The organism is Mucilaginibacter sp. P4_D1 (assembly GCF_056401935.1).
The window spans coordinates 80153-99536 of record NZ_JBFUIJ010000024.1 but is presented as its reverse complement, the minus strand read 5'-3'; the positions used below and the strand labels follow the sequence as shown (position 1 = coordinate 99536).

10 protein-coding genes are annotated in these 19384 nt (G+C 43.4%); 1 reads left to right on the top strand and 9 read right to left on the bottom strand.

The window, feature by feature from the left end:
• Positions 1-300: 300 nt before the first annotated feature.
• The 8 genes from AC1DV1_RS19370 to AC1DV1_RS19335 all read right to left on the bottom strand — a co-directional run bounded on the left by AC1DV1_RS19370 (position 301) and on the right by AC1DV1_RS19335 (position 13745).
• Positions 301-1377, bottom strand: coding sequence for a cellulase family glycosylhydrolase (locus AC1DV1_RS19370; protein ID WP_477362228.1), 1077 nt, complete (start codon positions 1375-1377; stop codon positions 301-303).
• 18 nt (positions 1378-1395) lie between these two features.
• Positions 1396-2559 carry a sialidase family protein gene (locus AC1DV1_RS19365; protein ID WP_477362226.1) on the bottom strand — a complete coding sequence of 388 codons (1164 nt, stop codon included), beginning with the start codon at positions 2557-2559 and terminating at the stop codon, positions 1396-1398.
• A gap of 3 nt (positions 2560-2562) precedes the next feature.
• Positions 2563-3606 (bottom strand): family 43 glycosylhydrolase, encoded by a 1044-nt coding sequence (locus AC1DV1_RS19360; protein WP_477362224.1) that lies wholly within the window; start codon positions 3604-3606, stop codon positions 2563-2565.
• 12 nt (positions 3607-3618) lie between these two features.
• Positions 3619-5682, bottom strand: coding sequence for a beta-L-arabinofuranosidase domain-containing protein (locus tag AC1DV1_RS19355; RefSeq protein ID WP_477362222.1), 2064 nt, complete (start codon positions 5680-5682; stop codon positions 3619-3621).
• Positions 5683-5846: 164 nt separating this feature from the next.
• Positions 5847-7688 carry a glycoside hydrolase family 2 protein gene (locus tag AC1DV1_RS19350; protein WP_477362220.1) on the bottom strand — a complete coding sequence of 614 codons (1842 nt, stop codon included), beginning with the start codon at positions 7686-7688 and terminating at the stop codon, positions 5847-5849.
• A gap of 218 nt (positions 7689-7906) precedes the next feature.
• Positions 7907-8611 carry a DUF3823 domain-containing protein gene (locus tag AC1DV1_RS19345; RefSeq protein WP_477362218.1) on the bottom strand — a complete coding sequence of 235 codons (705 nt, stop codon included), beginning with the start codon at positions 8609-8611 and terminating at the stop codon, positions 7907-7909.
• 19 nt (positions 8612-8630) lie between these two features.
• Positions 8631-10523, bottom strand: coding sequence for a RagB/SusD family nutrient uptake outer membrane protein (locus AC1DV1_RS19340; protein WP_477362216.1), 1893 nt, complete (start codon positions 10521-10523; stop codon positions 8631-8633).
• A 24-nt stretch (positions 10524-10547) separates the two neighbouring features.
• The gene (locus AC1DV1_RS19335) at positions 10548-13745 is read right to left on the bottom strand and encodes a SusC/RagA family TonB-linked outer membrane protein (RefSeq protein WP_477362214.1); all 3198 of its coding nucleotides are present in this window, start codon (positions 13743-13745) and stop codon (positions 10548-10550) included.
• A 194-nt stretch (positions 13746-13939) separates the two neighbouring features.
• Here AC1DV1_RS19335 and AC1DV1_RS19330 point away from each other — a divergent pair, with 194 nt between their 5' ends.
• A complete protein-coding gene (locus AC1DV1_RS19330; RefSeq protein ID WP_477362212.1) occupies positions 13940-17935 on the top strand; it encodes a hybrid sensor histidine kinase/response regulator transcription factor in 3996 nt (1331 codons plus the stop codon).
• A 103-nt stretch (positions 17936-18038) separates the two neighbouring features.
• On the opposite strand, the gene AC1DV1_RS19325 is transcribed toward AC1DV1_RS19330, so the two are convergent.
• Positions 18039-19358: a vanadium-dependent haloperoxidase gene (locus AC1DV1_RS19325; protein WP_477362210.1), complete on the bottom strand. Its 1320-nt coding sequence runs from the start codon at positions 19356-19358 to the stop codon at positions 18039-18041.
• Positions 19359-19384 lie beyond the last annotated feature (26 nt).

The following is a 19384-nucleotide window of genomic DNA, read 5'->3' as shown; positions in this document are numbered from 1 at the left end:
GGGATTAGCTCCTCCAGGGTTGGCGGAATAGCTAATATTTGCTGCTGATCATAGTGTTTGAAAACAGGTTGTCTGATTGCCATATCTCATATATCTATACTTTAAATATATGAAAATCAGATTGTTAAAACAAATAAAACCATAGATAACTAATTGATTTTATAGCAATAAACCATTAATAATAAAAAAGAGGCTGATCATGATTTATGATACAGCCTCTTTTGATTTTCAAACATGTCACGGGTCTCTCATAATCTGCACATCTGAAATCTGCACATTTGAAATCTGCACATCTGAAATCTATTTTCCCCTTCCTGTCAGGCTTTTAATCAGTTCTGTTTCTTCAGTTTTATATGGCGTGCCATCTTTGTGAAAAATATCGTGGAACCATAGTTTTGGTTCGGCGCCATCGGGCATTGGGGTATCCCAGGCGTAAATGGTATTGGTTTTGCCGGTTACAAAGCCCCAGTTTATGGCACCTACGTTTTCTTTTTTCAGCATAGGCAATACGGTTGCAAATGTACTGTTACGCGGGCGGGCCATGTATTCAGTGCAAATTAAGGGACGGCCAATCATTTTTAGGAATTGTACTGTTTTCAGGTGATCATCAACCGGCGAATAATCGTGATAAGTAGTTACATCCGAATTGGCTACCTGGAACTTGTTTAAATCCTCTAATCCCCATGACCATACACCTGCACTTATCGGCTGATTTGGGTTTACCTGCCGGGCCCATTTAAATATGTTTTTAAGCAGTGGTAAACTTTTGTTCCCTTTACCGGAGTTGCCTGGCTCGTTATATAAATCCCAAAGCAATATGCGCTTATCTGCCTTAAAAGTGGTTAATACGTCCTTTACGTATTTTTCCAATACAGGCGAATTGGCCATCTCTTCGGACGCCGGCTGGCCGGGGTCCTGCGCCCAGCCCGAATTGTGGATACCAGGTTTTGGCTCGGGCTGTTTACCTGTTTTTGGTACTTTGTTCCAGCAATCGTCAAAAAACACAAACATGGTTTTAATGCCGTGTTTGCTGGATATGGCCAGGTATTCGTCCACTCGTTTTTTAAAGCCGGCCGGGTCTTGCTGCCAGGCCAGGTGGTGTAAAAATACCCGCATTACATTCATGCCAATGCCCTGCGCATATCCCAGTTCCTTATCAATAGTCTTCGGGTCGAAGGTATCGGCCTGCCACATTTCCAATTGGTTAATGGCGCTGCTGGTTATAAAATCGCTGCCTACAAGCCATTGGTTTTTGGCGTACCAGGCGCTGGCTTTTTGCGGGCTCCAAACGGGTGCTGTTGCTTTTTGCTGGGCCGATAGCTTCATGCTCAATGGCATTATTAAAGCGATGGCCAATAATTTTAGTTTAGTTTGCATGTATAAGTGTTTAATAGTTTAATTCAATTTTTTATTTGCCAAATGTCCTTTTATCATCCAGATGGCGTTGCTGCCATAAGCATCTGTTGATGTTAAGGCGATAATTGTATCGTCGCTAAGCACGCACAGCGAGTTCCACAAGCCGTGCTTGTTTAAAGGTACATTAAATGGCGTGCTTACATTTTTAAAGTTTTTTGCATTCTCATCGCCAACGGCCACCTGCATACAGGCCAAATTGCCGTTGTTATCCCGGTTTTGGGTGCTTTGGTACGATAAAATTGTTTGCCCGCCGTGTAACTGACGCAAATAAGGTGCGCCGGCATAAAACGTTTCGGGCAACCTGGGTGTAATGGCATAAGTGCGTTCGGTATCGCCTGGCCTAACAGTTTTTTGCCAGTTTTGCGCAATGCTGTTGCGAATGATTGAGGGTTTAAACTGGCCGCCGCCGTTATCTTCAATGGAGAACACGATCTCACTTGTTGCCTTTAACAAAACAGGTACAGGCATCCCGTCGCGATGGCCGGGTGTAAATGCTACAATTTCGGGTTTCTTTGTCCAGCTGAGGCCGCCATCGTACGATCTGAAGAGCGAAATATTTTGCTCATTCGATTGCGTAAAGATGCCCTCGTCAGAATAAAATAACTGAATTTCGCCCGAAGGCAACTGCAATTGCGATGGCTCCCAGCAACCATCCTCAAACCGGTAGCCGGCCTGGTATATCAAGCGCTCATCTGTCCAGGTTTTACCTTCATCGTAGCTTTTTTTGGTGATGATGGCAAAGTGTTTGGTTGTATCTGCCACGCCATTTACTTTGTGTGGCCGGGGATTGTAGGATACCAGCAGCGAGTGGTCTTTCAGCTCTACAATATCAGGGACGGCCATATTAACACCAGGAACCGATGAAGCCACTTTTACCGGGGCAAGCCAGGTTTCGCCAAGGTTGGTACTTACTGTACTTTGTATCCCTCCGTCGCCTTCGTAAACGCAAAGCAGGTGGCTGTTGCTCAGTTGTATGGCACGGGCATAGTTGCCACCGCTGGGAGATACTTGTTTTAGCGTCGACTGCTCCCACGCGATATCCACCTGATCACTTGCTTTCACAGGCATTTTATCTTGTCCGCAGGCCATGAGCGGAATTAACATACCAGCAAGCCATATCTTGGTTATCCCCATCTTCATCATGCATCAGTTTACTATATCGGCCAGCCAAAAGTTAAAGGGTTTGTCCCTGTCGCACACCAAAGTGCTGCCATCAAATTCAAGTTCGGCAGCATGTATAGATGTGCGCTTCGTTGAATAAGAATATGCTCCGTCTTTATCCAGCCCCCCATCATCGCCATGTGTTTTGCGGCCTGGGTGGGTAAAATAAATAATATAAGCATGATCGCCGCTCACCACTACATCGGCATGTGCGCCGGTTGGCGTATCCTCGTTACGGTGGCCGGGTTTATCTAATATAAGGCCCTGGTGTTCCCAGGTTTGCGCATCTTTTGAACGGTAAACGCGCTGGCCCTGCCATTCGTCGGTTATCAACCAGTAATAGTTTTTAAACCAGAATATCTTGGGGCCTTCGTGGGCACGCCCGCCTATGGCAGGTTTATCATCAACCTTCCAATTCACCAGGTCGGTGCTTTGGGCAGTCATGGTTATGCTGTTCAGCTTTTGATCTTTATACCACATGTGCCATTTTCCGTCGGGCAGTTTTATCAGTGTTGGGTCGATGATATTATGATCTGGCAGATGAAGCGGGCCTTCATATTTCCAGTCCCACAGGTTTTTACTGGTATAATGTACCAGGTGCGAATCGCCGCCCCATTGGCAGTAAACACCTTTGATATAAACTACAAACATATGGTAAACGCCGTTTTGATAAACAACATCCGGGGCCCAGAAAGTATTCTGCCCCTGTCCGTGTTCCAAATTTAGTGCTCCCTTATATACCCAGCTATGCCCATGATCTTTTGACACCGCAACGCCTATGGCAGTGCCATAACAATAGGCCACACCCGGCGATTGTACATTAGCCCGGCGCTGGGTATACAGCATCGTCCACTCCTTTTCGGCGCGGTTAAAAACCAATACCGGGTCGGCAGCGCCATCATAAATGGGGTCGCGATACAGTGGCGATGGTGGTTGCTGCGTGATAGCCCCTTCCTTGGGCTGAGCCACAACGGTTAAACACATCGTGACCAACGCGGTGAATGCTGTTATAAATTTAAGGCCTTTCATTAGCTGTTATACTTACTCTGCTACCGGGAACGACGAAATTCTTAACCTTGCGCCGCCCATGGGCACTAATGTTAAATTGACTGTCGGCTGGCCTGTTTTAACCGGGCTTTGAGGCAGCACACCACAAAGGCCATATTGATCAATTGCCCAGCCGGGAATTTGTTTACCTTTTGTTTTTAACTCAATAGGCGCGTTGGCATTTGTAAATGGATTATTATCCTTTGGCCATGCACGATGAATAACTTCAATTGATTTCTCCGGATGTTCCTGGTCAATTACCAAACCATAATTCCAAGCAGATGCGGCGTGAATTTCATATGAAGGCCATTTTTGAGGATCGGCCGTAGGCTGCCAGTGCGAATCGCCCTGAGTTGTGGTACGGCTATCTTCCTTAGTGTATTGCTCATCAATTTTAAGCGAGTAAGTAAGCGGCCCGTAATTTACACTCACGCTGCTTTTGTTTTGCTCCCACTGGCGTACTTTTAATTGCATAGGTAAATGCAGGGTTATTTTATCGCCGTTTTTCCAGGCCTTGGCTATTTTAATATAGTCGCCGTTGGCCGAACTTAATTTTACCGGGATACCGTTTACCTTTACCGAGGCAGCTTTACACCACTCCGGTATCCGCAGGTAAAGCGGGAAAGCAACCGTTTTTGCCGCATTTACCGTAAAGCTCACCTCATCTTCAAAGGGATATTTACTGGTCTCCACAATATTTACATTTACGCCTTTGCCAACTTTTGCCGATACCTGGCCTTGTGTATACAATTGTGCTGCAATACCATTATCGGGCGTAGCCATCCAGCTATTTTCGGCATAGTATACCCAGCCTGCTGCGTGGTTGTGCTGGCAACAGCGGCTGCTAAAAGGATTCATCATTAAAAACGGACCTTCATTGGCAATACCGGGGCTGTGGTTTTTGCCATCGCTAAGCACCATGTTTGGTGCAGTTAAATACCTCAACGAACGATAATCGGGCATAAAGGCTGCCGAAAATGTGTTGAATGCTACATCCTCGCAGTTGGATGCCCAAAAGGTATCGCCGGTTGATCCTAACAGCATTTGATCTGATGTCATTTGCTCAACCATGCCACAGGTTTCTACGGCCTGGCGTGGGTCGTCATAACCTTTGCGGGCATTTTCATCGGCACCAAACATGCCGCCGGGCACCTGGCCATATATTTTACGGATGAGGCTAAAATCGTTATAAGTAGCAGCCAGATCCTTTGAATCATGGCTCTGCAGGTAAAAAGTTGCGGGTTCGCGAAAGCATTGGGCTACGTTTACATTATGCCAGTTGGGCAGGTTATTGGCCTGGCGCCAGTTAGCGGTATTTTTATCCAGCTTGGCAGCCAGATCCAGCAGGAATTTATCGCCGGTGCGGTTGTACAACCAATAAACACTCAGCATATTATCGCCGCCACGGCTGTTTTCCCAATAGTCTTCTAAAAACTGGTCATCCGGTACCGATAACTCGTACTTAAAATATTTGGTCATGAAGGGGATAACCCGCGGATCTTTCGAGTATTCGTAATACGATTGCAGGCACCAAAGCATAGGCATGTTTGTCCACAGGTCGCGGTTGCCTTTACTGGTGCGGGCCGGACCAAAATCACCATCATCGCGCTGGTTATTCAATACCGCATCAATCCAGAATTTGGCTTCCTTAATAATTTTTTGATCGCCCAGCATATAGCCGATGTTGGCGTAGCCTTTTAACCAGTAAGGTAATTCTTCCCAGCCATATTCGCCTTTACCCTCTTTATTTAGCCAGGCATTGTTGGTTTTTGACAGCCAGACGCTTATTTCGCCCAGGTTACCGGTAAGGCCATCGCGCTGCAATTCCAACGCTTTTTTTAGCCAGCCACCTGCTTTAATGCTGCCTACCGGCAGTTTGGTAAAATATTCGTGCCGCAGCGGCGCCCGGTTATTAACGTAATTGGCATTCACCTGCTGGTTATTAACCTTTGTTAATACCGATGCCTTTACTGTTTGTGCCGATGATGTATAAACACTGCTGCACGCAGTTAATGCAGTTAAACAAATGCCTTTCCCTATCTTATTAAAATTACTCATGTTAAGTATGTTAGCCTCACCCTGCCCTCTCCAAAGGAGAGGGTTCTGAATTTTATTTCTGCGAATTAAGTTCTCTCCGTTCTAAGAGAATTATTCACGCTTTTTCTGTTGTTTGTGCTTGTGATAACTACGCGGTTCAGTCGCCGCTAAATCGTTCCTATCATTTATTTCACCAACGCCGGATCGTAAAGTTTCACATTTTCTTTATGTAACAATTCTAAAGGCATTTTAATCACTTTACGATCATAAGTCATGAAACCGTTAACCTCTCCTTCTACGTCGGTTGTTTGCGTGTACACCGCTGCCGAAAGACCAAGTTTTATAAGTTCCTGCAATCTATCGGTAAAGGTGATGTAACGTTTTAGCAGGTCGTCGCCATTTTTAAAGTTCTGGTAGCCCCAGTTTTTGTTGGCTTGCCAGGTATGCCCATCAACAGGCCAGCCAAGGCCGCCAAACTCGCCCAGTACCACAGCTTTGGTTTTACCAAAAATCTCCGGGCGCGGCATTGCCGGGTGCGGGTAATTGTGTAAATCCACTATATTTCCTGTATCGTAAAAATTACCCCCGCTTGCGCTATTCACCAGGCGCGATGGGTCTTTTTTCATCGTCCATTCTGTAATTTCAACCGTTTTAAATTGTCCCCAGGCTTCGTTAAACGGTGTCCATACCACAATACAGGGGTAGTTGTATAATGAATTGATAATGGCGTTCCATTCCTTGCGGTAATAGCCTTCAGATTCGGGCGTACGTTGCTGATCTGTAGCTTTATCCAATACGCCAGGACGGTTTTCCCAGTGGTTACCCAAATCGCCGCTTGGCATATCCTGCCAAAGCAACATACCCGTCTTATCGCAATAGTTATAATAGCGGGCAGGTTCAACCTTAATGTGCTTACGGATCATGTTAAAACCCATGGCTTTTAACTGATCAATATCGTAGCTCATGGCCTCGTAAGTTGGCGGGGTATACAAGCCATCAGGCCACCAGCCCTGGTCAAGCGGGCCATATTCAAATACAAACTTGTTGTTCAGCAACATGCGTTGTACCCCGTTGGCATCGGCGCCAAGCGAAATTTTGCGCATGGCAAAATAGCTTTTTACCTCATCAACCGGCTTGCCTTTACGGATAACAGCCACCTGCAAATCGTACAGAAACGGATCTGTTGTCGACCATAATTTTTCGTCTTTTATATCCAATATCGCGGCAGCGCCTGCATCAACTGTTTTTTCGTCAACTTTGATCTTGCCATCCCAGGCGGTTATTTTTAGTTGGTCGCCGGGCTGGCTATCGGTTACTTCGGCCGAAACCGTTAATGTGTGATTATCAATATCGGGGGTTTGTTTGGTGGCCTCAATATGCGTTTTGGCAACGCCTTCCAGCCAAACTGTTTGCCATATACCGGTTACAGGCGTGTACCAGATCCCTTCGGGACTTTTAACCTGTTTACCGCGTGGTTGCGGGCCATCATTTGTTGGGTCCCACACGCTCACCTTAATTTCTTGTTTTGCACCGCCTTTTAAATAAGGGGTGATATTGAATGTAAAGGGGTCGAAACCGCCTTCATGCTTACCGGCGCTTAACCCGTTTACAAAAACTTCGGTACGCCAGTCAACAGCGCCGAAGTGTAGCAATACATCTTTGCCTTTTAATGTTTTATTGAGGGTGATGGTAGTTTTATACCATAACATGCTATCCTTCCCAACCGTTTTGCCAACGCCCGACAGTGCAGATTCTACGGCGAAAGGCACCAGGATTTTACCGGCATAAGCCGATGGCTCGGCTGATGCTTTGGGTACTATGGCGTAGTTCCATAGTCCGTTTAAATTTTGCCAGTTACCACGCACCAATTGCGGGCGGGGATATTCGGGCAGCGGTGCATTTGGGTCAACCTTGTCGGCCCAGGGTGTTGTAATTTTTGTTTTGATAAGGTGCCAGCTGCTTTGCTGCGCATTAGCCGATAAACAGGCTGCAGTAAAAACCGCAAGGCATAAATTTAGTTTTTTCATTAGTTTTATTAAGATAAAAAGTATCAAGTAGTTGGTAATTAGTATCAAGTAGTTAGTATCAAGTATCAAGATTTTATTGCGATTTAAAGCAATCTATTTGCAGCGGTTTTGATACCTGCTACTTGATATTAAAAGGCAGCAGTCTTGATACCTGATACTAACTACCTGATACAAAAAGGGGCCGCACCGCACAGTACGACCCCAAACCAATTATTAACTTAGAAGGACACTTTTGTTACCGGTGTGTAGATCATATCTTCCACACCTGCAATTTTTAACCCCACACGCGCAAAAACATAGTTTTGGGTAGGTGTGATGGTTGGAATATTAACACTTATTGAAACATTGTTAAGGCTGGTAACTGCCGAGCCGGCAACATCAGTTTTAGCTATACGGTTATCGCCATTTTCTGACACAAACTGTGTTTTACCAAGATATAACGTCACGCGCTCAATATTTTTGGCATTGGCATCTGTAATAACCTTCTCAATGTTAAACACTGCAGTTACTTTACTGYTGGCAGCAGTGAATTTCGCCTCACGCAGCATATAGAATGGTGTAACTTCAATATCTAAAGTTTGGCTGCCCGTTAAATTAACGGCTAACGTATCGCGTTTACCGGCGCTTAATTCTTTCCATAAAAAAGGACCCTGATTTGCAGGTATGGTGAACTTGTAGTTGCCATTAAATAATAGCAACGAATACGCACCTTCCTGGTCAAAATAGCCCCTGATAGATCCGGATTTACCAAACCCAGGCTGATAAACATCAAAAGGTACCTGCCCGTGCTCTACGTTGATAGTGGTGCCTTTGTAAGTTAAATGGCCCTTTAATTCTACCGACGGCGCGTCGTAGTTATCTTTCTTACAACCCGTAGCTGTAATTAAGAGGGCTATTATGATGTGATGAAATTTTATTTTCATGATTTTATATTAAAAATACCTATTGATTTGGTTGCTTAACAATTTTAGGGTTTCTGGAGATGATATCATCCGAAATTTGCGAATAATAATTACCCATCTGGAACCTGTTTGACCCGGTAACCGGGCTTGGTTTTATCTCTTTAAAGATCCATTTCCCACTGTTTGCGTTGCCTGGGTTAAAATATTTATATGGCCATAAACCAAATGGTTGTGTGTTATGTTTTTTGGCGTCGCCAATATCGCTAACCAGGTCAGCAACATCCATCGGGTTACCATCCCATACAATATGTGCAAGTCTCCAGCGCTTCATATCAAACAAAATATGCCCTTCAAATGCTAACTCAACACGGCGCTCATGCACAATCCGGTCAAAATAGTTTGCTGCTGTTAATACAAGCGGAGTAGTTAAACCAACACGTGCACGCACCTGGTTGATATAGATTGACGCTTCACCGTAATTTCCAAGTTCTGCGTCAGCTTCTGCTGCATTCAACAATACTTCGGCATAACGGTAACGAATAAAGTTAACATCACTACCACGACCGCGGCGACCAGAACCAACAGTTGGATCAAGATATTTACGGATATAAAAACCTGTTTGCGTACGAAGCTCTAAACCACTCACAGGTCCGTCTTGTCCTACCACCTGCACACGGCCCAATCCGGGGACTTCCTGCGGCAGTGAAGCATCGCTGCTGCTGATAATTGTTCCATTAGCTAACTGATACCCCGCCATTACATCGGTACGTTTACCTTTAAATAAACCATTCGGTAATAATACTGTTCCTGCTAAACGAGGGTCTCTTCCTGCAAAAATATCCAGCTGGTTTGCGTAGTAAATAGGATTACCCGAACCATCTTTAGTTGGCAGTGGAGCATAAGTGTTATCCAATTTCTCAAACGCTTCTACCAGGTTTAACGATGGATCTAACCTGCCGGCGTCACCACCCTCGTCAGAAATAGAATAAGGTTGATCATTAGTTGTAAAACCGTGGGTCTTACCGGCATTTGCTTTAAAGTCTTCAACAAATATTGATTCTGAACTTGTTTTATCAAGGAAAATATTTGCAAAGTTATCGCTTAAATCTGGTAACTGTTTGTATAGTGAATAGTTACCTGCGCTACCGCTAATAATAGCTTTTGCAGCAGTAAGGGCTTTGTTGTAGTAACCGGTGGCCATACTTGATGGTATGCCTACTTCATTACCCGGCAAAGTTACAACGGGTGTAGTAACACCGTATTTTGCTATCGAAGCTGCATACAAAGCAGCTCTTGCTTCCATTGCTAAAATTGCACCCTTTGTAGCTCTTGATTTATCGCCATGATCCACAGCAAGATCCTTTATAGCCTCTGCTTCGCTGATAATGAAATCGTAAATATCAGATTCTTTAGCACGAGGGATCTGCAATGAAGTTACGTTGCCAGAAAAATCGTAATCAAGAGATTTGGTGATCAACGGAACTCCTCCCATACGTTTTACCATTTCGAAGTAAAAGTTGGCGCGTAAAAATCTGCCTTCAGCAATAAAGCCATTTTTTTGATCGTCGGTCAATTTTGTAGAGGCATTCAGACGTTCAAGAAACAAATTGAGCTCGCGAACGTAGGTGTAATCATATAAACCCCACTCGCCAAAGCCCCAGCCGGTGCGCTGAACAAAGAAATAGCTACCGTTTTCTGAGGGGAATGATTCACTAAAATCGGCAAATGATGCCCAACCGTTATCAAGACCAGAGAAATCAACCTGACGGTTGTATAAATCACCAAGTATAGATAATACCAACGCCGGATCTGAAAACGCTACGTCAGAAGATACGATCTGCTTTGGCGGAACATCCAGGAATTCGCTGTCTTTTTTGCAGGCCCCTGTTAATAACACGGCTGCAAACATTGTTGTTATAGTTATTTTTTTCATTGAGTTTTAAACTTAAGGGATTAATTAAAAGGTTAAATTAACACCGAAGTTGAGTACCTTACTTTGCGGGAACTGAAGCCCGTTATCGTCGGTAGTTTCCGGGTCAACGCCAAATTGTTTAAGATTGTCGAATGAAAACATATTGTACGCGTTAACATAAAATCTCGCTCTCCTGATCTTTACCTTTGTTAACAAATTAGCAGGCAATGAGTAGCCTAACTCCAGTGTCCTGACACGAAGGTATTTCACGTTATGTAACCAGTATGTTGAATTACGCTGACCATTTAATTCATAATCTGCATGACCAAAGCCCGGATTAAATCTGTTGGCAGGGTATTTTCCAGGAATCCAGGGACTATTCACATCATTGTAAACCGCGTGGTGCCACCTGTCTTCAAATATGGTGTTTAAGTTACCGGTGTTCTGGAAAGCCCAACGTGTTTCGTAATTCTGGAACCAGGTGTAGCCTGCACCACCCGAGAAATCGGCATGGAAGTCAAACCCTTTGTAAGCACCACCTAACTGGAAACCAAAGTTAATGTTGGGTTGAGTGCCATAACCAAAACCGATTGGACGCTCATCGTATTGGTCAATTCTACCGTCACCGTTTTGATCTTTGTACATTAAATCGCCCGGTAATAAGGTAATGTTACCCCGGTTATCGTTATTAATCTTGTAATTATTAATCTGCTCCTGCGAAGTAAACTGACCGATTACCTGGTAACCCCAGTCAATATGCGAGTACCTGTTTGCAGCTGAGTTCCTGTACTGATCAAGTGAGTTGTTAAACAAAGGTTTATATTGTGACAGATCTTTTGAACGTGAATAAGAGAAATTACCTCCAATATTGTAGCTAAAAGCACCTATCTTGTTATTGTAGTTAAGTGAAATCTCCTCACCATACTGGGCGTCACTGTTCAAGTTTTCCTGAGGAAGGTCAAAACCAACTTCAGATGGCAATACAACGTCGTATTTACGTCCTAATAATCCGGTACGTTTACGATAGAAATAATCTACAGTACCATTTAAATGGCTGTTTAGTAAACTAAATTCGGCACCTACGTCAAAAATCTTACTTTTTAACCATGACACGTTGGTAGTTACTATACCTTTATCTCTTGATGTAACCACCGGGTTACCACCAATAATTGCGGTACCGGTATTGTAGTTGTAACCGGGGATATAAGAGAACGCACCGATAAGGTTCCTGTCATCACCCAATAAACCGTATGAACCTCTGAACTTCAAATCGTTAAGAACGCTATTATCACCTAATAAGCTCTTCATGAACCCCTCTTGTGTAATCCTCCATCCCAGGGATACGCCTGGGAAGTAACCTACACGTTTATCCGGGGCAAACAAGTACGATGCATCACGTCTTGCAGATGCTTCTAAATAATATTTGTTATCGTAGTTGTAATTTAAGCGACCAATATAACCTGTACGTGCTTCTTTATCGTCACTATCCTGGTATTGATCCATAATAGGGAAATAGATAAGGGGCAGGTTATTTGAAACAGGCGAAGCGTGCAGCCAGTTACGTAAATGCTGCAGTTCAATACGCTCTGATACGAATGTAGCACCTATAGTATGCTTACCGAAAGTGTTGTTGTAGTTAATTTGCCATTGGTAAGTTTTAGCAAACTCTTTACGCTGCTCACGCTCGCGCCATGGGTTGGTACTGCCGCCGGTTACATTGTATTGTTTAGTTGCAGGATCGTAAGTATATGCATTATAAGTATACTCCTGGTTGTTCAGCAAATAATCGGCAAGATAATATGAGTATAAACCTTTAACTACTAATCCTTTTATACCAGGAACGGTATACTCTGCACCAAAATTGGTCTGTAATACCCTCCAGTCGCTGTGGTAAACGCCTGATAGCTTTTTGTTCAGGAATGCATAGTTCGACTCTGTATTATTGATTTTATTCAAATAGTCGGGATTGTCATTAGCATAAGGACGCTCTAAGGGTGTATTTCTCAATACAGCAAACCTGGCCAAAAAGTAATCGTCACCACCCGGAACACCTGGGTTTTCACGAGTTTCTATACGGCCGTTAATATCTAAACTAACTTTTAAACCATTAGCTACCTTTAAGGAAATGTTTGATTGAATGTTTGAGCGGTTGAATTTATACTCTTTACCCAACTGAGAGTTTTGGTAAAGGTTTGTAGCCGATACGTAATAGTTCAACCTGTCTGAACCACCGGTAAAGTTAGCGTTCACCGAATTTTGAGGCGCGTTGTTATTGCTGTTCAACACATATTTACGCCAATCGAAACTACGATAAGCCGGATCAGTTCCTGCTTTGTATTTGTCAAGCTCTGCTTGTGTAATAGTGGTCGATCCGTTACTGTTTACTTCAGCCTCTGCTTTATAACGCATGTAATCGTATGAATTGTTAACCACGTTAGGGAACCTGTACCAGTTTTGGTAGCCGGTGTACGCATCAATGTTGATACGTGCCTCGCCGCTACCTTTTTTAGTAGTTACCACCACCACGCCGTTTGCCGCACGAACACCGTAAATAGCTGCAGATGCGTCTTTCAACACGGAAATGCTTTCCACGTCGTTTGGCGCAAGGTTGTTAAACTGGCCTTCATCCTGCTGGATACCGTCAATTACATACAGCGGAGAACCCATGTTACGGATCTGGATGCTGGCGCTGGCTCCAGGCCTGCCTTCAGACATCCTGAAAGTTACACCCGGAATTTTACCTGCTAAACCAGTACTCACCGTTGAACCGGCGTGCACACGGTCGAGATCCTTACTGGTTACAGTAGAGATTGCGCCCGTAATGGATTCCTTTTTTTGTGTACCGTAACCAGTAACCACAATTTCCTGTAAGGATGCGTTACTTGATTTTAAACGGATTCTTACGGCTGTTTGCCCATTTAGGGGCACTTCAAGCGTTGTAAAGCCAATATAGCTTAATACAAGCACGCTGTTGGCATCGGGTACTGTTAAGCTAAACTGTCCTTTTACATCAGTTGTTGATCCACCCTGGGTACCTTTAATACGTACGGCAACGCCTGTTAGCGCTTCACCCGTTGTATCAGTTACCGTTCCTGTTACCTTCACCTGTGCCGATGCACCAAGCGAAAAAAGCAGGCAGCTCATGATAGAGAATAAAACTAATGTTACTTTTTGGCTCCACTTACTGGGCGGCCATTGCACGCGGGAGGGCCCCCCATGCCTGAGTAGTAAAAATTTTCTCATAAATTGATTTGTTATTGGTTAATTGTTGATTTTAAAAATGTAATGTTGACATATCTAAAATCACGATGTAAAGAAAAAGATTTAGGGGGGCTCCTTATTAACCAAATCATCTCAATAATTAGTCAAAAAGTATCAATTTTTATTCATACGAAAACCCTTGCTCAGAATGGCTATATTTGTTCAAGAGATCGATTTTGAAACCTGCATATTTATTTTTTTTACTATTTATATTCTCCTTCAATATCTGTAATGCACAGCCTTATTACTTCAGGCATTACCAGGTTGAGCAGGGCTTGTCAAACAATACCGTTTACTGCAGCCTGCAGGATAAGCAGGGTTTTTTGTGGTTTGGCACGCGCGATGGTTTAAACCGTTTTGATGGTTACAGCTTCAGGGTTTTCAGGCATAATCCTAAAAACAACAAGAGTATTTGCAGCAATATGGTGCATGCGCTGGCGCTTGATCATGATGGCAACCTATGGGTGGGCACCGATGAAGGGATTGACAAATTTGACAGTAAAACAGAAGGTTTTACGCGTGTAAACTCCCCTAATACAAACGGTGTGCGGAGTATTGTCTTTGATCGTTACAACAACTGCTGGTATGTGGCAGGGGCTTCGCTCATCAAGTACAACACCTCAACAAAACAAATTACCGATTACTTTCCGGAGCAACATTTTGAGGCAACCAGTATTGCCCAAAACGATAATGGAGATATATGGGTTTCTACCAGCCGGGGTAGTATTGAACAGATGGATACTGTGCATAACTCATTTAAAAGCTATAGCATTACCAGCCACTCCAAATGGGCACCATCAAACTTTATCGAAAAAATTTTTAGCGCAGGCAACAACAAAATATTTATAGCTACAACCAGCCAGGGCTTTAAAGATTTTGACTGCGCAACCGGAACTTACCGCGACCTGTTAACCTATAATAAAAACAAAACCGGAGTATACGTACGAGATTTTGTCAAATATGCCGAACATGAGTTTTGGCTGGCAACAGAATCGGGCGTGTTTATTTACGACGACCTGCACGGCACATTTTTCAATCTTCGTAAAAAGTATAACGACCCATATTCCATATCCGACAACGCGGTTTACACCCTATGCCACGATGTAGAGGGAGGTGTTTGGGTAGGCACTTATTTTGGTGGGATAAACTATTACCCCAAACAGTATTCAACATTTAACAAATTTTATCCCGGCGACGAGAAAAACTCCCTCAAAGGCAACGTTGTGCGTGAAATTTGCAAAGACGATTATGGTAATCTTTGGATGGGCACCGAAGATAATGGCCTAAACAAACTGAGCGCCGATAAACACACCTGGACACATTATGTGCCCGGTGGCAATACGGATATTACCAATACCAACATCCATGGACTGATTGCAGATGGAAAAAATCTCTTTATAGGCACATTTGAGCGCGGCCTGGATATTATGGATATCCCCAGCGGCAAAGTAGTAAAAGTTTATATTGCCGGTAAAGACAGCAAAACTTTAAAAAGCAATTTTGTAATATGTTTTCGCAAAACGCGCAATGGCAACATTTATATTGGGGCAACCAGGGGTTTTTACCTGTATAACCGCAAGCAAAAAGATTTTACTCTTATTGATAAAATACCCATCTGGGACTTTATTTACGACATAGTTGAAGACCATACCGGGATGCTTTGGATTGCCACAGTGCGCGATGGTATTTATAGATACGATCCCGAACAAGACACCAGCTATCATGTGCCCTACCGTTACCCGGTAAAAAATGCACTGAATGGCATAACAGTAAATGGAGCATTTGAAGATAGCAACCACATTTTATGGTTTGCGACCGATGGGCTTGGCTTATGGCGGCATGACCCGGTAAAAAACGATTTTAAATTTTTCGATCTGGATAATGGCTTCCCAAGCAACTATGTATTCAGGATGTTGGAGGATGATCATAAAAACTTATGGGTAAGCACTTCCCGTGGCCTGGTTTGCCTTAATATAAATACCAATAGCATTAAGGTTTATACAAAAGCCAATGGGCTGCTCAGTGATCAGTTTAATTATAACTCGGCGTTTAAGGATACCGATGGCACCCTGTATTTTGGCTGTGTTAAAGGTATGATAAGTTTTAACCCGGCCGGCTTTAATAGTAACAACTATGTAGCCCCGGTATATATAACAGGGTTCCAGGTCCATAATAAAGAGATTATGGTAAAAGGGAGCGATTCGTTGCTTAACCAATCAATCATCTACACAAAAAAAATATATTTAAATTACAACCAGTCGTCCTTTAGTATTGATTTTGCGGCCTTAAGCTACCCATCGCCGGAGATGACCCAATATAAGTACACCATGAAGGGGCTTGACAAAGGCTGGACCGATTTAAAGCGAAACCGAAAAGTATACTTTACGCAGCTACAGCCCGGCCATTATACTTTTATAGTAAAAGCTGCCAATAACAACGGCGTTTGGAGCACCAAAGAAACCGCGCTTGTAATTAATATTGCACCACCTTTTTGGGAAAGTATATGGGCATATATCCTGTATGCATCGCTGGTTATTTTCATTTGCTATTACCTGTTACAGCAATACCACAACCGTAATAAGGCGCGGAATAACAGGCTTATAGAAATATTGGAAAGTGACAAAGAGAAACAGATCTACAACGCCAAAATTGAGTTTTTTACCAATGTAGCCCATGAAATACGCACGCCTTTAACCCTTATTAAAGGGCCAATGGAAAAGGTGATAAAAAGATCTGAGCATGTGCCCGAGATTCAGAATAACCTGAAGATCATGGAAAAAAATACCAACAGGCTGCTCGATCTTACAAATCAACTGCTTGATTTCAGGAAAACAGAAACCAATGGCTTTAGCCTGAGTTTTGTAAAAACAAACATAGCCGATTTGCTGGCCGATATATTTTTGAGGTTTAAGCCACTAACTGAACAAAAAGGGCAACGTTACACGCTAATATGTGTTGATAAAACATTGTATGCCTATGTTGATATTGAAGCATTTACCAAAATAATAAGTAACCTGATCAATAACGCCATTAAATATGGCGAAAACGCTATCGAGGTTGAACTGTTAAAACCCGAACAGGGCGACAATACTTTTACCATTGAAATAAGAAACAACGGCTACATTGTGCCCTATGAAATGCGTGAAAAGATTTTTGAGCCCTTCTTCAGGATGAAAGAATCAGAAAAACAAATTGGTACAGGGATAGGCCTCTCCCTGTCGCGCTCCCTTGCCGAATTGCACAAAGGATTATTAGTGTTGAATAAATCTATTAACGATTTCAATATTTTTAACTTAACCTTGCCTGTTCACCAGGAGAAGGAATTTGACCTGCACAACACTCCCGACGATTATGAACTAACCGATTCTATAAAAGAAGAAAATTTTGACTTTATGAAACCGATTATACTTTTGGTGGATGACAATCCCGAGATCCTTGATTTTATTTCGGATGACCTGAGCGATAAATATGCTGTAATAAAAGCATTCAACGGCCAGGAAGCGTTGGATATGATAGAAATTGAAAACATCCAGCTTATTATCAGCGATGTGATGATGCCTGGCATTGATGGCTTTGAATTATGCAAACGCATCAAAACCACATTTGATTACAGCCACATCCCAATTATATTACTTACAGCAAAAAACACCCTGCAAAGCAAAATAGAAGGCCTGGAAGTAGGCGCAGATGCCTATATCGAAAAACCCTTTTCGCCCGAGCATTTACAGGTGCAAATTGCCAATCTGCTCATCAACCGCAATAAAATTAAAGACCATTTTGCAAGTTCGCCGCTGGCAAATATTAAAACCATGGCCTACTCCAAACCGGATGAAAGCTTTTTAGATAAGCTTAACGCGGTAATTAACAACAACATCCAAAACCCCGAACTGGATGTGGAGCATATTGCCAACCTGATGAACATGAGTAAGCCTACGTTGTACCGTAAAATAAAGGCCATATCCAACCTAACCATCAACGAGCTGATTAATATAACGCGCCTTAAGGCTGCCGCAAAACTACTTGAGGATGGCGATTATAAGGTTTACGAAGTTGCAAATATGGTAGGCTACAGCTCACAATCGCACCTGGGCCGTAACTTCTTGAAACAATTTGGCACTACCCCTACCGAGTATCAACAAAATAAAAAGAACCAGAAGGTTAGAACATACTAATAATAGTATCAAGTAGCGAGTATCAAGTATCAAGATTTTAGACTTGCAGCTTTACCAATATGTATTTGCGGCTATCTTGATACTAACTACCTGATACTTGTTACTACTTTCGTGTCTTTAGCTTGTTGATCGCGAAGTTTCCGATACGTCTCCCTTCATCAACGCCATTTACAATGGATGGCATATAATGAATACCGCCGTAAAAGCGGCTGATGGCTGCCTCATCGGCCGCTGCCTTAAATGATTTGAACTTACGGGCGGGGATGCTAAACTCTACCTCGGTGGAATCTGTAAAAGCAAAATTATCGCCAAACAGCTTGCCAAGCATCACTGCCGATGCATTTGAAACTACACTATGTCCGCTGGTATATTCGGGGAACGGCGGGGTTTGCAGCAAAGGCATCCAATTTTGATCAATGTATTGGTTAATATAGGTTTCGGGGCGAATCACTTTGCTTTTGTATTTTTCGTCCCAGCAATTGATAAAGCTATCGGCAATTACAACGGCCAGGCAGGCATAGGTCTCAGCCGAACGGACGTAGTCGGCTTTTGCCTGGCGGCAAACCAACCCGGCAATGTTTATCCAATGGCCTCCGGGCGATATTTTTTTGGTAGCAAACATGGTATGGCCATTGGTATTAACTTTAAACGGGTTATCGTCCCAATAAGTAGCTATCGCGCTTTGCTCGGGTGTTAAATGCTGGCCGGCCTCCCTAACGGCAACCGCCAGTTTATAAAAATAACTGGTGGGCTCCCTTGAAAAATCTACCGCTTTTGCTGGCTTAAACTGTTGTGCCGAATCCAGTAAAAATGGACGTATTTCGTTCCAGTGCGGCTCTACCCCTTTCATATAGGCCGGTGGTGTTGGCTTCCAGGTGGCATCGTCTGTTTGCACATCGTATTTTGATAACGAACGGGTATGCTTATAATTATCCTTGCCCGCCCATTTAATAATCCGGTCGGCAATCAACTTTCCATAAGCTATCGAGTTTTGGTATACATCGTCGGGCATGCCGGTATTTTTAAATTCATCCATCAACCCGCTGTGGAAAGCCTCTATTCGGCCTTCCGACATCACCAGGATTTTCCCAACCGTTAAAATGGCATGCGCTGCAGCTAAATTGTAGCAGTATGTTTTGCCGGCTTCCGGTTTGGGGATTGAATCCAAACCCTTCAACTGGCCCGCGAGCGTCAGATATTTTGTATCGCCGTTACGCGCGGCCTCATATCCTGCAACGGTAATATAAGCGTAAATACGGCTTGCCACGGGCGGCGAATAAATATCATGCAGCATTACCTCGCTAACCTCGCGTACCGACCTATGGATGTAATTGGGGTTTGCGGCTAATTTTTTCCACCCGTTATTTTTATTACAGGCAAACAACAAGGCAACAGCAAAAACAGTAAAGTAAAGTTTATTCATATATGGGTTCCGATAAAATAAATAAA

What these genes read in the sequence shown, in the direction of transcription:
- AC1DV1_RS19370 (WP_477362228.1), bottom strand. Translation starts at nt 1,377, where the DNA reads ATGCAAACTAAACTAAAATTATTGGCCATCGCTTTAATAATGCCATTG.
- AC1DV1_RS19365 (WP_477362226.1), bottom strand. Translation starts at nt 2,559, where the DNA reads ATGATGAAGATGGGGATAACCAAGATATGGCTTGCTGGTATGTTAATT.
- AC1DV1_RS19325 (WP_477362210.1), bottom strand. Translation starts at nt 19,358, where the DNA reads ATGAATAAACTTTACTTTACTGTTTTTGCTGTTGCCTTGTTGTTTGCC.
- AC1DV1_RS19360 (WP_477362224.1), bottom strand. Translation starts at nt 3,606, where the DNA reads ATGAAAGGCCTTAAATTTATAACAGCATTCACCGCGTTGGTCACGATG.
- AC1DV1_RS19355 (WP_477362222.1), bottom strand. Translation starts at nt 5,682, where the DNA reads ATGAGTAATTTTAATAAGATAGGGAAAGGCATTTGTTTAACTGCATTA.
- AC1DV1_RS19340 (WP_477362216.1), bottom strand. Translation starts at nt 10,523, where the DNA reads ATGAAAAAAATAACTATAACAACAATGTTTGCAGCCGTGTTATTAACA.
- AC1DV1_RS19350 (WP_477362220.1), bottom strand. Translation starts at nt 7,688, where the DNA reads ATGAAAAAACTAAATTTATGCCTTGCGGTTTTTACTGCAGCCTGTTTA.
- AC1DV1_RS19335 (WP_477362214.1), bottom strand. Translation starts at nt 13,745, where the DNA reads ATGAGAAAATTTTTACTACTCAGGCATGGGGGGCCCTCCCGCGTGCAA.